Source organism: Anaeromyxobacter sp. SG66, from assembly GCF_022690805.1.
In the GTDB taxonomy this organism is placed as follows: domain Bacteria; phylum Myxococcota; class Myxococcia; order Myxococcales; family Anaeromyxobacteraceae; genus Anaeromyxobacter; species Anaeromyxobacter soli.
In genome coordinates, this window is sequence record NZ_JALCZC010000010.1 from 54,810 (window position 1) to 67,491 (window position 12,682).

The following is a 12,682-nucleotide window of genomic DNA, read 5'->3' on the forward strand; positions in this document are numbered from 1 at the left end:
TCGCGTCCTGCTCGACGCTGCCGTCACGCCGTCACCCATTTCCATCCACGAGCGCGAGTGGCGACCACGAGGCCGAGAACTGAGGCGGACAGGTTCTGCACGGGAAGACCCACCAGAATGGAGCTGAAATCACCGGCGATTGCGCGAAACATGAACGCGACGGTCAGCGCGTACAGCATCGCGGACCCTGGATTGTTTCCAGAGTTCTTGCCGTAGTGCCACAGCGCGCCGAACCCGATACCCCACGCGAGCGCGATCGCCAGCGCGCCGATGATTCCAAAGTTCAGGTATCCCTCGGACATGAAGAAGAACGCGCGCCCTTCGTTCAGTCCATAACCCCCACCATAGAACTGGTTCATGTACCAGTTCGTCAGAGGGAGCGGGCGCTCGGGGTACAACGCGCTCGGGATGTAATAGAGCGGCGTCCGCAGGTAGCTCGCGCCGTACCAGGGCCGCAGGTCACTTCCAACGCTGCGTATCATCTGGGGCAATGTCTCGAACGGAACGACGAACTCCCCGGTCGTCAGCGTGTAGAAGAACGTGTCCTTCTTTTCCCCTGGATCACGCAGTCCGCTCGCGAACTCCGAGGCTTTCGCCACGTAGTCGCTCACGCTCTCGTAATCCGATCCCCTGAAATATCCCACCGCGTTCAGCAGCAGGAAGGCGACTGCGCCGAGTGGGATCAACACCCGAAGCCTGAGCGGGCGAATCGAGTGGTCGACCATCGCCAGGACCGCGATCGTCATGTAGAGGATGAGGCTGCGGTTGCCCGTCAGCAGCATCATTCCCGCGTTGACGACCGCTACCGCGCTGAAGACGAGGAGGTAACGCAGCTCCCTGGCGAGCGAATATTTGTACAGGAGGAACAAGCTCGCGACGAACATCCAAGGGAACCCGACGGCGAGGTATCCCCTGCCAAACGTCTCTGCGCTCGAACCGTATCCGAGCAGCAAGAACGGGATGATCCCTCCGAGCTGGGACACCAGCGCCTGTATGAGAAGGGATGAGAAGGCGAACAGCAGGAGGAACGCCAGGACCGGCTGGTCATCTGGGCGTGGATCCGGATGCGGGATGAGGGTCGCGACTCGTCGCGCCGCCGGCGAATAGTATCCGGCCACGAAGAGCACCAGCCCGGCCGTCGCAAGCACCACGGCCGGCGGCAGGAACGGGACGAGCGAGGGCAGATGCTCGCTGATGTTGCCCTCGATCGCGGACGTCACGTATGCGCGAATCGGCAACGGCAGCACGAAGACCGAGAAGAAGAGCAGGAACACCGAGATCGGCTCGAACACCCCCGCGCGTCTCACTCGATGAACGTAGACCGCCGCAGCACCCGCGACGGTCACATACAGCGCGATCGACAGGAGCAGCAGCGAGGGGGTGTCCAGCATGGAAGTGCGATCCTAGGACTCGCCAAGTTCAGTGAGAGGCTTCGCCGCCCCGCGCTCTAGCGAGCGACCGCCGTGAGTAGCTCGGGAGCCCTGTGACCACCGACGAGCTGTTTCGTAGGGTACCCCGGCGGACGTCTCGTACGTCGACGGCATGATACCCGTGGCGAAGATTCGCTCCACAGGAGTCGAGCAGCCGAGCGACGCCACCTCATCCCCCGGGAGATCGGTCGCCGGTGCGTCGCTCCCTCCCCGCCACGAGCGTGCGGCTCGCTCGCTCCGCTTTGAACCGGACGACGCGAGGTCGTCGTCGATGCGATGTGGTATGCGAGGAGTGTTTTCCGGCATGCTTGAAAGGCTCGCGGACGTGCTGGCGAGGCCGGCTGCCGCTCGGCCGCGATAACCAACAGCAGGCGTCGCTAGGATCATCATGGAGCACTCTTCGTCTTCGTCGTATGCCCGCACGAAGCGCGCGATGGACGTCGCCTTCTCGGCGACCGGCGTCTTCTTGCTTTCACCGCTGCTCGTTGCCGTCGCCATCGCCGTCCGTCTCGACTCTCCTGGCCCCGTGCTCTTTCGTCATGAACGGGTGGGGCGCAACGGCCGCAAGTTCGGAGTCCTCAAGTTCAGGTCCATGACACACGGGTCGCGCGGCGCGGAGGTCACTGCGGCTGGGGATCCGCGAATCACTCGCGTCGGTCGCGTCCTGCGTAGAACCAAGATCGACGAGCTCCCGCAACTCTTCAACGTGCTTTCGGGCGATATGAGCCTGGTCGGTCCGCGCCCAGAGGTTGCGCGCTACGTGTCGATGTTCTCTCGCGACTACGAAGAGATCTTGAAAGTTCCTCCTGGGATCACGGATCCCGCCGCCGTCGAATACCGCGACGAGGAGCGCCTCCTCGCGGCCAGTGCTGACCCCGAAGCGCAGTATTCGCAGGTGGTGCTTCCGGCCAAGATCGCGCTGTACCGGCGGTACCTCGCCGAGCGTTCGCTCTGGACCGACCTGAAGATCATCGGCCGCACGTTCGCTGCACTCATTCATTAGTCGCGACGACTTTGGCCCCGAGTTCGGCGGAGCACGCGACACGCCGGTTAGGAACTCGTATCCCCAACCTTCAAATGCTAACGGGATTTCTCGCCCCCGTCCGCCGCGCTGGAGCGCGGCGATGACCCGGCGGTCGTCCTGAACACTTGAGCGAGGCCTCCAGCCCTCCACCACTGCCAGCCCACGGATGCCGCGAGTCCCAGGAGGATGCTCTGCATGAGGACGAAGAGTCCCTGCGGCCGCGTCTTCTTCGTCGGCACCGTCGGGGGATCGAGCACCTGGAACGTCGAGACGTCGCGCGCCTCGTTGGCCTTGGCGCCCTCGAGGCGCTCGAGCGCGAACACCAGCGTCGCCTCTGACACCTTGCGGTCGCGGACCAGGGTCTCGAACTCCGCGCGAAGCTTCGGCACGGCAAGGGCCGCTGGGAAGACGCTTCCGCTCTGCTTCCCGCGGCGGCCCTGCTTCTGCGGCTGCTCATCGCGCTCGGGACTCGGCTGCTCAAGATCGCGCAATTTGTCATCGACGACGGCGATCTGCGACCTGAGCTGCTGCAGCGTCGCTTCGTCGCGCGCAGAGAACGTGCGCGCGTACTCGAGCTCGAGTTCCTTGTTGATGCGCTGGCCGTGCAGGTTGGCGAGGGCGGACACGACTGCCTTCGTCTGCGTATCGATGTCCACGATCTGATACTTCTCCTGGAACACTCGCATCCGAGCAGCAGTCTCGTCCGCGGCCTGCCGCAGCTCGGCCACACGCTTCTCGAGGAAGCGCACCTCCTCCGATGCCGAGCTCACGCCCACGCGCCGGAACACCTGGTTTCCGTAATCTGCGAAGTACGCGAGCATCGTCTGAACGAACCGCGGGTCAGTGTCCTCGCAGGAGAGCTCGACGAGGTTGGGCTTCGGCAGCGTCCTCACGTCGCAATGCCGCCACAGCTCGGCACGGGCGTTCTCCTGGTACTTCTCACCGTAGCGCGCGCGCAGATCGAATTTCTCGATGACGGCGTCGGTCACGGCGGTGCCCTGGAGGACGGCAGCGATCCGCGGCGCGTCCGTGCCGCCGCCCGCCTCGAACCCAGCGGCGAGGCCCGCGACCTCCGCTCCAAGCAGGCTCGAGATACCTCCCTTCTGCTGCTTCGCCGGTACCAGCGTCACAGTGGACCGGAACCACTTCGGCGCGAGGAGGGCGTACCCCACGCCGACGATGGCGAAGGCAACGGTGACCGCTACGATACGCTTCTGCACGGGTCGGGCGCGGAGGAATGAGAGGTCGAGCGAGTTGGACATGGCCAGGGTCACTTCCGGGCGGCGATGATGACCGCCACGCCGCTCACGATGACGCCGGCAGCACCGAGTACGATCTGAACGATCTCAGAACGCGAAAAGTTGCGCTCGGGAACGATCAAGGACGAGCCGGGCTCGACCTTCAGGTCTCGCGCATACTTCCTCGTCTCCCCGTTCGACGTGACGACGCGCACGTCTCCGAGCCCCTGCGCATTGCGGCTCCGCCCACCCGCGAGCGACAGGTACTGCTCGATCCCGAAGTTCGGGTTGTACGGATACGAACCGGGCTTGAAGACCGCCCCCTCGACGAGGATGTTGCGTCGCTTGAACGGCACGACCAGCGTGTCGCCGAGCTCGACCGCCCTATCTGCCTTGAGGTCCCGCAGCATGACGAGCGAGTAGAGGTCGACGGGCAGCGATTTCCTGTTGCGCAGCACGTACGATCCAGTGAGGTCGGCAGCGGGGCCAACGCCTCCAACGCGCTCGAGGAGCGTCCGGACGGAGTCGCCCTGCACGAACGCCAGACGGCGGGTCGCCGCCGGCTCGTCGGGATCCTTCACGCCGACCATCGCTCCGACGAGCGTGACCGACTGCTGAAGATCGGCGAACTCGGGGATGCGAACCTGATCCTCGTGCTGCATCGCCGTGGCGGGAAGCCGGCCGTCCGCCTCGAATGGGACGAGCGTCTGGTCCTGCCGGTCGTCGCGCTGCGATCTCCGCACGAGGCTGACGGGGAGCCGCTGCGTCGACGTTGGCGCGAGTCCACCGGCGAGCTCGACGAGCTCCGCGAGGTCGCGCCTCCCCGTGAGCTCGTATCGTCCGGGTCGATTCACGCCGCCGCGGATCGTCGCCGCGAGCTCCTCGAACGGGACGCGCACGACGTCCCCGTCGAGGAGGAAGGGATTGTGCTTCACGTCGCCCGTGAGCGCATAGAGCAGGAGGTCCGCCTGGATCACCTTCCCGTCCCGGCGGCGGATCTCGACCCTGCGTCGCGACGCGTTGGGCCCGAAGCCGCCCGCACGCTGGATGAGACTGGCCGCGCGATCGACGGCGCGAGCGGGGTATGAGCCGGGGCGCACCACGTCGTCGACCACCTGAACGAGGAACGTGCGAGGCTCTGCCAGCGTCACATCGAAGCTGAGGCGCGGATAGAACCGCGCCACCGACTCGCGCGTCATCCGGCGCGCGTCGGAGAGCGTCTTTCCCTTCAGGTCGAGGTACCCGATCTTGGGCACGAACGCCCTGCCCTCGAGATCGACGGTGGCGCGGAACTTGAAATTCTGGACGCCCCAGAAGTTAAGGTCGAGCACGTCTCCCGGGCCACAGACGTACTGGTCGGGATCGACGGGCTGGTCGATCGCAGGGGGTTCCCGCACAGCGCCTCGCGCCGCGATCCGGTCCGGCTGCGTGGCGCCTTGCTCGGCCGGCGGGAGGGGCGCAGGCGAAGGCGTCGGGAATGCGGGGACCGACTCGCGCTCTTCATCGGTCGGCGGCGTCGTGAACACACCGCGGTCAATCGTCTGCGCGAGCGCAACGTTGCTCATCCAGAAGACGGGCTGGCAGCAGAGAAAGATCGCGACCGCGCGATGGAAGGGCTTTTTGCGCATTGTGATGCCGGGGCTGGCGGCCGGACTGGGTCCTGGCTGCATCTTTTCGGCGAGGACGTGCGGGCGTAGGTCCCCACCTGCTCCCGCACTCGGAGAGTTCCGACCTTACCTCACGCCGCATCGCTCGGTCCAGAACAGGTGTGACCGCGTGGCGCCCGCTGCGACCAGGCGATCAGCTGCGCGGCGCGACGCTCGGCTGTGCTTCTTCCACGTCGAAGCGAGCCAAAGTCCACGGAAGTCGTGTGCCCTTGGGCTTCGCGTGGAGTACGTGCGGCCCCAGTTCACGCCGGTCGCGGCGGTGTCGAGGGCGGGACGGCTCGTCACGCTGCGCCGCGTAGCCGCCATTCTTCGCGGAAACGCCGGAGCGCCTCGTCAATCGCGAGGGGTTTCATCCGGAGCAGCGCCGCCGCACGCTCGGTGCGTAGGCCACCCCGGAGCGGCCGGGGCGCGAGCAGCTTCACGTCGGCAGTCTTCACGGGAACGATCTGACCCAAGAGACCGAACTCACTCGCGACCCGCCGAGCAAACTCCACCCGGTCGAGCACCGTGGCGTCGCTCGTGTGCATTACGCCCCGGTATCCCGTCTCGAGCAGCAGCTCGAGGCACATCGCCGCGCCGTTCGCGGCCAGCGTGGTGGAGACAAGCTGATCCGAGAACGCGTGGACCTTCTCTCCGCGCGAGAGCTTCTCCACCACCTGCGTCGCGAAGGTGGCCTTCGCCCCTGGCCGACCGCTGTACACGACTGCGACGCGCGCCACGGCGCAGTCCGGCACGAGCACGAGCGCCGCCTCCTCGCCGCACCGCTTCGTGCGCGCGTACACGCCGCGCGGGTTCGGTACGTCGTCCTCGGAGTACGGACCGGCCGTGCCGTCGAACACGTAGTCGGTGGAGACCGCCACGAGCCGTGCATCCAGGGCGCGGCAGGCGCGCGCCACCTGCTCGCTGCCGCCCACGTTGACGCGCCAGGCGAGCTCCGGGTCGCGCTCGCAGGCGTCCACGTCGGTCGCGGCCCCCGCGTGAAGCACCGCCTCGGCGCCGAATTCGCGGAGGACCCGCTCGACCGAGGCGCCGTCGCCGAGGTCGGCCTCGGCCCACCGGTACGCGCCCGGCGGCAGGCGGCAGGGCCCGCGGCCGATGGCGAGCACCTCGTGGCCGCCGCTCGCAGCGAGCGCTGCCACGGCCTCACCGCCGAGGAGCCCGTTCGCCCCGGTGACCGCGACGCGCACTACCGTCCCCCGTACTGCTTCTCGTAGTACTTCAGGTACTCGCCCGAGATGATCCGCTCCCACCACGGCCGGCGCTCCACGTACCAGAGCACGGTCGCGGCGAGCGCGTCCTCGAACGCGTGCCGCGGCGCCCAGCCGAGCTGGGTCCGCGCCTTGGTGGAGTCGATGGCGTAGCGGCGGTCGTGGCCGGGCCGATCCGTCACGTACCTGATGAGCGACCCGGGCTTTCCGACGAGGCGGAGCACCTGCTTCACGATGTCGATGTTGTGCCGCTCGCTCGACGCGCCGAAGTTGTAGACCTGCCCGCTCTCGCCCTGCTCCAGCGCGGCGAGGAGGCCGCGACAGTGGTCCTCGACGTGGATCCAGTCGCGCACGTTCATGCCGTCGCCGTACACGGGCAGGGGCAGGTCGCGGAGCGCGTTCGCGATCATGAGCGGGATGAGCTTCTCGGGGAACTGGTAGGGCCCGTAGTTGTTCGAGCACCGCGTGACGACCACCGGCAGCTTGAACGTGTGCGCGTAGGCGAGCGCGAGGAGATCGCTCGAAGCCTTCGAGGCGGAGTACGGCGAGGACGGATCGAGGGGCGTCTTCTCGGTGAAGAGGCCGGTCGGCCCGAGCGAGCCGTACACCTCGTCGGTGGAGACGTGGACGAAGCGGTTCACCCCGAGCTCGCGCGCCGCCTCGAGCAGCACCTGGGTACCGCGCACGTTCGTCTCGATGAAGACCGACGGGGAGAGGATCGAGCGATCGACGTGGCTCTCGGCCGCGAGGTGCAGCACCGCGTCGATCTTCTCGGTCCGGAAGACGTCGGCGATGAGCTCGCCGTTGCAGATATCGCCGCGCACGAAGCGGTAGCGCGGGTTCCCCTCGAGGTCGGCGAGGTTCTCGGCGTTCCCGGCGTAGGTGAGCTTGTCGAGGTTGACGATGCGCCACTCGGGCCGCTCGGCGAGGAGGAGGCGCACCAGGTTCGAGCCGATGAAGCCCGAGCCGCCGGTGAGGAGGACGTTCATTCTTGATTCTCCAGCTCAGTCGAACAGCGGCGCGTCGGCGAGGCGCAGCCCGGCCGCGTCCTTCGCGGAGACGACGGGCGAGTCGCCGCCGGTCTGCCAGTCGATGGCGAGGCCCGGATCGTCCCAGCGGATGCAGCGCTCGTGCTCCGGGTGCCAGTAGTCGGTGGTCTTGTAGAGGAACTCCGCCTCCGTGGAGCGCACGAGGAACCCGTGGGCGAAGCCCTCCGGGATCCAGAGCTGGCGCTTGTTCTCGGCGGAGAGCACCTCGCCCACCCACTTGCCGCAGGTCGGCGAGCCACGGCGGAGGTCCACCGCCACGTCGAGCACCTCGCCGCGGACCACGCGCACGAGCTTTCCCTGCGGGCGCGGGAGCTGGTAGTGCAGGCCGCGCAGGACGTTCCGCGCCGACAGGCTGTGGTTGTCCTGCACGAACTCGACGGCCCGCCCGACCGCGGCGTCGAAGGCCTTGCGGTTGAAGCTCTCGAAGAAGAAGCCCCGCGCGTCCCCGAACACCTTCGGCTCGAGGACCAGCACGTCCGCGATGCGGGTGGGACGGACGTTCATCAGAAGACCCGCGTCCCGACGAGCGCGCGGACGTACTGGCCGTAGCTCGACTTGCCCAGGGCCGCGGCGCAGCGCTCGAGCCGAGCGTCGTCGATCCAGCCCTGCCGCCAGGCGACCTCCTCCGGGCAGGCGACCTTGAGCCCCTGGCGCTTCTCGATGGTGGCGATGAACTGCCCCGCGTCGAGGAGCGAGTCGTGCGTGCCGGTGTCGAGCCAGGCGTACCCGCGGCCCATGATCTCGACCGCGAGCTTGCCCTCGTCGAGGTACATGCGGTTGAGGTCGGTGATCTCCAGCTCGCCGCGCGCGGAGGGGCGCACGGTGCGCGCCTTCTCGACGACCTCCTCGTCGTAGAAGTAGAGGCCCGTGACCGCGTAGCGCGACTTCGGCCGTGCCGGCTTCTCCTCGATGCTGACGGCCCGCCGCTTCTCGTCGAACTCCACGACGCCGTAGCGCTCCGGGTCGGTCACCGCGTAGGCGAAGACGGTCGCCCCGTCGCGCCGCTCGTCCGCGGTCCGCAGCACCTGCTGCAGCTCGTGGCCGTAGAAGATGTTGTCGCCGAGCACGAGCGCCGACGGGCCATCCCGCACGAAGTCCGCTCCGAGGATGAACGCCTGCGCGAGGCCGTCCGGGCTCGGCTGGACCTTGTACTCGAAGTGCATGCCCCAGGCGCCGCCGTCGCCGAGGAGCTCCGCGAACCGCGGCGTGTCCTGCGGCGTCGAGATGACGAGCACCTCCCGGATCCCGGCGAGCATCAGCGCCGTGAGCGGGTAGTAGATCATCGGCTTGTCGTAGACGGGCAACAGCTGCTTCGAGACGGACAGCGTGGCCGGATAGAGCCGGGTTCCGGCGCCGCCAGCGAGGATGATGCCCTTGCGCCTGGTCGTCATGGGATCCGCCGCGTCTCCGAGCGTTGGAGCAGCCCCGCGTCGTCGCGAGGATGAAACCGTCGGAGCCGCGGCCCGCCTGCAGCTTGCAGCGTCGAGGCGCTCGAACGCCCGTCCGCCGGCCAAGACCGCGAGTCCGCGATCTTCTACGACGCTCCGCGCGGCCGGCGCAAGCGCGGCAGGAGTCCGCTTCCGCTCACGGCAGGCTGGCGCCGTCTCGCGCCGCGGGGCAGCGTGGCGACGCCGGCGGCCGCGGCGTCAGCGCGCAGCCTCGTCGCTCGGCACCCACACCCGGACCCAGTCGATCTCCATCCTGGTGGTGCTCGTCTCGCGCGAGCCGTAGCCGCCCGCCGGGACGTCGCCTGCCCAGCTGTGATCCAGCACCTCGCAGGTGAGATACAGATCCTGCGCGATGTTCGACACCGCCGCGCTCGTGCGGAAGACCGGCTTCTCGTCGATGTAGAAGGTGTAGCCCTCGGAGGTCCACAGCACCGAATAGTCGTGCCACTCGCCCTTGAGCGGCGCGCCATCGGGATGCGCGACGGTGCGGTTGCTCTTCTTCCACTCGCTCCCGAAGCCGTCCCAGTTGATGCCGACCTGGACGTAGTTGGGCATCCGCCACCCGCTGCCGTCGATCTCGCGGTGCTCGTAGATATCCACCTCGACGCCGGCGCTGCCCGGGTCGCCGATGGGGTTCCCGTAGGTCACCGGCCAGACGAAGAACGAGCACCACTGGCCGTAGCTGTCGCCGAAGCGGGCGCGCGTCTCGTAGTAGCCGTAGCGCGCCTGGAACTTGCCGTGCGTGCTCATGTGGCCGGCGTGGTGCACGCCCGCGTCGTCGGTGAAGGTGATGAACGTGAGGATGCCGCCGCTCACGTCGAGCGCCTCGGGGCCTCTCACGCCGCCCTTCCACCTTCCACTGTTCACGGTCCACTTGCCGGAATCGACCGCGGACCCGGAGAACTCGTCCCGCCAGGCGAGCGTGTAGCCGGCGAACGGTGCCTCCGGCACGGGATCGCCGGGAGCGCTCGGATCCTGCGGGGTGCTCGGGTCCTGCGGCCGCGGGATCGGCACGTCCGGCGTCGACCCTCCAGGGAGCTCCCCCGCCGTCCTCGCCGGCGGCCCCTCCGGCTCGAGGAGCCCGCACGCGGAGAGCGCGAGCGCGGCTGCGACGAAGATCCGGATCTCGTGGCGCATGGTCTCCCCCCGCCGAGCCGCCCTAGTACGACCAGTTGACGCCCGCCGCGACGACGCCGTTGCCCTTCCGCTCCGTGGTGTCCCAGGTGCGGAGGCGGTCGAGCTGCATCTCGTCCCGGTACGTGAGGAAGAGCCCCCCCGGCCGCCAGTCCCAGCGTCCGAGCGCGAACGACACGCGCCACTCGGGCGGCGTCGCCGTGCCCTCCAGCGCGCCCGGGATGGTCCAGCCGAGCCCGCCGGTGGCGAACCAGGTCCGCGCCACGAGGAAGGTGGTGCGCGCGCCGAGGTACGGGCCGCCGCGGAACGGCAGGGTGGCGAACGCGCTCGGCGCGATGCAGAACGGCCCCCCGCACAGGCTCGGGAGCTTGTAGCCGAGGCTCGCCTCGGCGTCCTTGAGCGTGAACGAGTCGTCGGGGCGCACCGGCCCCCAGTCGTGCACGTGCAGGAAGAAGGAGTTGTCCCGCCAGTCCTCGAACCCGAGCCCCCACAGGAACCGCACTTCGCCATCGCGGGAACGCGGCGTGAGCTCCGCGCCCAGGCGCACGAACGACTTCCACCCGGGGGCGGCCGTCACGGTCGCGCCGGTGGTCTGCCGGTCGATGCCGCGGTAGCCGAGGAACGCCGTGCCGCTGAGGTGCTGGCCGGGAAGCACCGGCGGGAGCACCTGCACCGGGCCGCTCGTCATCTCGGGGACCACCGTTCGAGGCGGCTCGCCGAGGCCGTCGTCGCTCGCGCGCGCCTCCGGCGGAGCGGCGCCGACGGCGACCGCCAGCGCGACGATGGCGTAGCGCGAGCTCACTTCCGGAAGCTAGCGGTGGGCCGGCGGACGGCAATGGGCGCGCCCGCGGCACGGCGGGGCGCTCCGATCTTCGCCACGAGTGGAGAGGCGCACGCTCGTTTGGCCGTGGCGCGCCCTCGGGGGATGCGCCGTGGCCTCGCGTGGACCTCCGTCCGCGGGCTTGCTCCCGGCGCTCGCACGCTCGACGTTGGAGCGCTGGGACCGCGCTTGCGAACTTTACCTTTCGTGTTGCTCCTCGCGGCGCAGGCCGCGGCCGGGCAGGAGCCTTTCGGCTCGCCGGGGGTGCCGAGGTCCACCCCCGAGGTCGAGGCCGCGCCGGCGGTTCGCGCGCCCGAACGGGCCCGCGCGAGCGACCACGGCTTCGTGCTCGAGCTCCACAGCGACTTCGGCTTCGAGCGGCTGGTCGCGATCCAGTACCCGGACGATACCCGCACGACGATGCACCTCAACGACGGCTTCGCCTTCGCGCTCGGCTGGAGCTTCCTCCCGCTCTCGCAGGGCCGCCTCGCGACCCGGCTCGCCGCCGGCTTCAAGCTCGACATGCTCCGCGCGTCGAACGGGGACGCGCTCTTCACGACGGTGCCGGTGGACCTCATGGAGCTCGCCTACGCGGGGCCGTTTCGGCTCGGGGCAGGCGCCTCGGTGCTGCTGTGGCCGCGCATGCGCGGCGGCGGGTTCCTCGAGGATGCGCGCTTCCACTTCGACCCGGCGCCCGGCGTGGTGCTCGACGCGGAGTGGATCGTGGCGCCCCGGACCCGCACCGGCCTCGGGCTGCGGGCGAGCTGGTACCGGTTCTCCTGGGACGGCGGATCGCGGGGGGCGCCCTCGATCGGCCTCCTCATCCGGACGGACCTGCCGGTCGGACGGCGAGTGCGATAACATCGCGCCGTCCCCATGGATCCCGGTCTCGACCGCTCGTACCGAGCCCTGAACGACTACTTCGATCGGATCTTCGTCCTCACGCTGCCGCGCGCGACCGATCGCCACCCGGCGATCGAGCGCTCGCTCGGCGGGCTGCGCTACGAGCTCGTGTACGGGCAGGACAAGCTCGAGCTCGACCTCGCCGACCTCGAGGCGCGCGGCGTCTACGACGATCGCGCGGCGCGGCGCGCCCACCGGTACGGGCGCAGCATCACGCTGGGTCACATCGCCTGCGTCCTCTCCCACGCGCGCATCTGGAGGAGGATGCTCGACGAGGGGCACGAGCGCGTGCTCGTCTTCGAGGACGACGCCGAGCCGATCCCCGAGGCCATCGGGCTCGCCCCGGCGGTCCTGGAGCAGCTCCCTCCCTCGTTCGAGCTCGTCTACCTCGGCTACAAGGGGCGCGAGGTGGTCACGGCACGGCGGCGGCTCGACCAGGCCGCCTACGTCGCGCTCGGGGCCTTGGGCCTCATCCGCTGGAGCGCCCGCGAGGCGATGAACCTCTTGCCGCGCCCCTACTCGGAGAACCTCCGCCGGGCCGGGCGCCACGATCACACCCACGCGTACGCGCTGAGCCGCTCCGCGGCCCGGAAGCTCCTCGCCTCGCAGCAGCCCGTCGTCCTGAACGTGGACACCGGCATCGGCCGGCTCGTCCTGCGCGGGGAGCTCGAGGCCTACGTGAGCGAGCCGAAGCTGTTCCGGCAGCGGGGCGACACCTCGTACATCCTCGAGGGGCCACCGAGGGCACAGCGGTAGGGAAA

Annotated in this window: 12 protein-coding genes; 3 read left to right on the forward strand and 9 right to left on the reverse strand. The window is 68.9% G+C overall.

All coding sequences use genetic code 11. The features are described from left to right. Positions 1 to 23: 23 nt before the first annotated feature. Complete coding sequence (locus MNZ39_RS05270) at positions 24 to 1,391, reverse strand: hypothetical protein (RefSeq protein ID WP_242335600.1); 1,368 nt, start codon at positions 1,389 to 1,391, stop codon at positions 24 to 26. A 427-nt stretch (positions 1,392 to 1,818) separates the two neighbouring features. Here MNZ39_RS05270 and MNZ39_RS05275 point away from each other — a divergent pair, with 427 nt between their 5' ends. Beyond that, a complete protein-coding gene (locus MNZ39_RS05275; protein ID WP_305037315.1) occupies positions 1,819 to 2,433 on the forward strand; it encodes a sugar transferase in 615 nt (204 codons plus the stop codon). Positions 2,434 to 2,510: 77 nt separating this feature from the next. On the opposite strand, the gene MNZ39_RS05280 is transcribed toward MNZ39_RS05275, so the two are convergent. The 8 genes from MNZ39_RS05280 to MNZ39_RS05315 all read right to left on the reverse strand — a co-directional run bounded on the left by MNZ39_RS05280 (position 2,511) and on the right by MNZ39_RS05315 (position 11,000). Continuing rightward, on the reverse strand, positions 2,511 to 3,716 hold the full coding sequence (locus tag MNZ39_RS05280; RefSeq protein ID WP_242335603.1) for a hypothetical protein: 1,206 nt from the start codon (positions 3,714 to 3,716) through the stop codon (positions 2,511 to 2,513). 8 nt (positions 3,717 to 3,724) lie between these two features. Next, the gene (locus MNZ39_RS05285) at positions 3,725 to 5,089 is read right to left on the reverse strand and encodes an SLBB domain-containing protein (RefSeq protein WP_242335606.1); all 1,365 of its coding nucleotides are present in this window, start codon (positions 5,087 to 5,089) and stop codon (positions 3,725 to 3,727) included. Between the two features lie 551 nt (positions 5,090 to 5,640). Continuing rightward, a complete protein-coding gene (locus MNZ39_RS05290) occupies positions 5,641 to 6,546 on the reverse strand; it encodes an SDR family oxidoreductase (protein ID WP_242335609.1) in 906 nt (301 codons plus the stop codon). Beyond that, positions 6,546 to 7,556, reverse strand: coding sequence for a dTDP-glucose 4,6-dehydratase (gene rfbB / locus MNZ39_RS05295; RefSeq protein WP_242335612.1), 1,011 nt, complete (start codon positions 7,554 to 7,556; stop codon positions 6,546 to 6,548). The genes MNZ39_RS05290 and rfbB overlap by 1 nt, the downstream gene beginning before the upstream one ends. Before the next feature lie 15 nt (positions 7,557 to 7,571). Beyond that, a complete protein-coding gene (gene rfbC, locus MNZ39_RS05300; RefSeq protein WP_242335615.1) occupies positions 7,572 to 8,120 on the reverse strand; it encodes a dTDP-4-dehydrorhamnose 3,5-epimerase in 549 nt (182 codons plus the stop codon). Beyond that, positions 8,120 to 9,007, reverse strand: coding sequence for a glucose-1-phosphate thymidylyltransferase RfbA (gene rfbA / locus MNZ39_RS05305; RefSeq protein WP_242335619.1), 888 nt, complete (start codon positions 9,005 to 9,007; stop codon positions 8,120 to 8,122). The genes rfbC and rfbA overlap by 1 nt, the downstream gene beginning before the upstream one ends. A gap of 255 nt (positions 9,008 to 9,262) precedes the next feature. Continuing rightward, entirely contained in the window at positions 9,263 to 10,201 is a 939-nt protein-coding gene (locus MNZ39_RS05310) for a glycoside hydrolase family 16 protein (RefSeq protein WP_242335622.1), read from the reverse strand. Between the two features lie 22 nt (positions 10,202 to 10,223). Further along, positions 10,224 to 11,000: a hypothetical protein gene (locus tag MNZ39_RS05315; RefSeq protein ID WP_242335625.1), complete on the reverse strand. Its 777-nt coding sequence runs from the start codon at positions 10,998 to 11,000 to the stop codon at positions 10,224 to 10,226. A 225-nt stretch (positions 11,001 to 11,225) separates the two neighbouring features. Between MNZ39_RS05315 and MNZ39_RS05320 the strand changes: the two genes are divergently transcribed. Continuing rightward, positions 11,226 to 11,879 carry a hypothetical protein gene (locus tag MNZ39_RS05320; RefSeq protein WP_242335628.1) on the forward strand — a complete coding sequence of 218 codons (654 nt, stop codon included), beginning with the start codon at positions 11,226 to 11,228 and terminating at the stop codon, positions 11,877 to 11,879. A 15-nt stretch (positions 11,880 to 11,894) separates the two neighbouring features. Further along, positions 11,895 to 12,677, forward strand: a complete 783-nt coding sequence (locus MNZ39_RS05325) for a glycosyltransferase family 25 protein (RefSeq protein ID WP_242335631.1) — start codon at positions 11,895 to 11,897, stop codon at positions 12,675 to 12,677. Positions 12,678 to 12,682 lie beyond the last annotated feature (5 nt).

Bases quoted from the DNA above. Each gene is read 5' to 3' on its own strand.
- rfbC (WP_242335615.1), bottom strand. From the start codon at position 8,120: ATGAACGTCCGTCCCACCCGCATCGCGGACGTGCTGGTCCTCGAGCCG.
- MNZ39_RS05275 (WP_305037315.1), top strand. From the start codon at position 1,819: ATGGAGCACTCTTCGTCTTCGTCGTATGCCCGCACGAAGCGCGCGATG.
- MNZ39_RS05280 (WP_242335603.1), bottom strand. From the start codon at position 3,716: ATGTCCAACTCGCTCGACCTCTCATTCCTCCGCGCCCGACCCGTGCAG.
- MNZ39_RS05310 (WP_242335622.1), bottom strand. From the start codon at position 10,201: ATGCGCCACGAGATCCGGATCTTCGTCGCAGCCGCGCTCGCGCTCTCC.
- rfbA (WP_242335619.1), bottom strand. From the start codon at position 9,007: ATGACGACCAGGCGCAAGGGCATCATCCTCGCTGGCGGCGCCGGAACC.
- rfbB (WP_242335612.1), bottom strand. From the start codon at position 7,556: ATGAACGTCCTCCTCACCGGCGGCTCGGGCTTCATCGGCTCGAACCTG.
- MNZ39_RS05325 (WP_242335631.1), top strand. From the start codon at position 11,895: ATGGATCCCGGTCTCGACCGCTCGTACCGAGCCCTGAACGACTACTTC.
- MNZ39_RS05270 (WP_242335600.1), bottom strand. From the start codon at position 1,391: ATGCTGGACACCCCCTCGCTGCTGCTCCTGTCGATCGCGCTGTATGTG.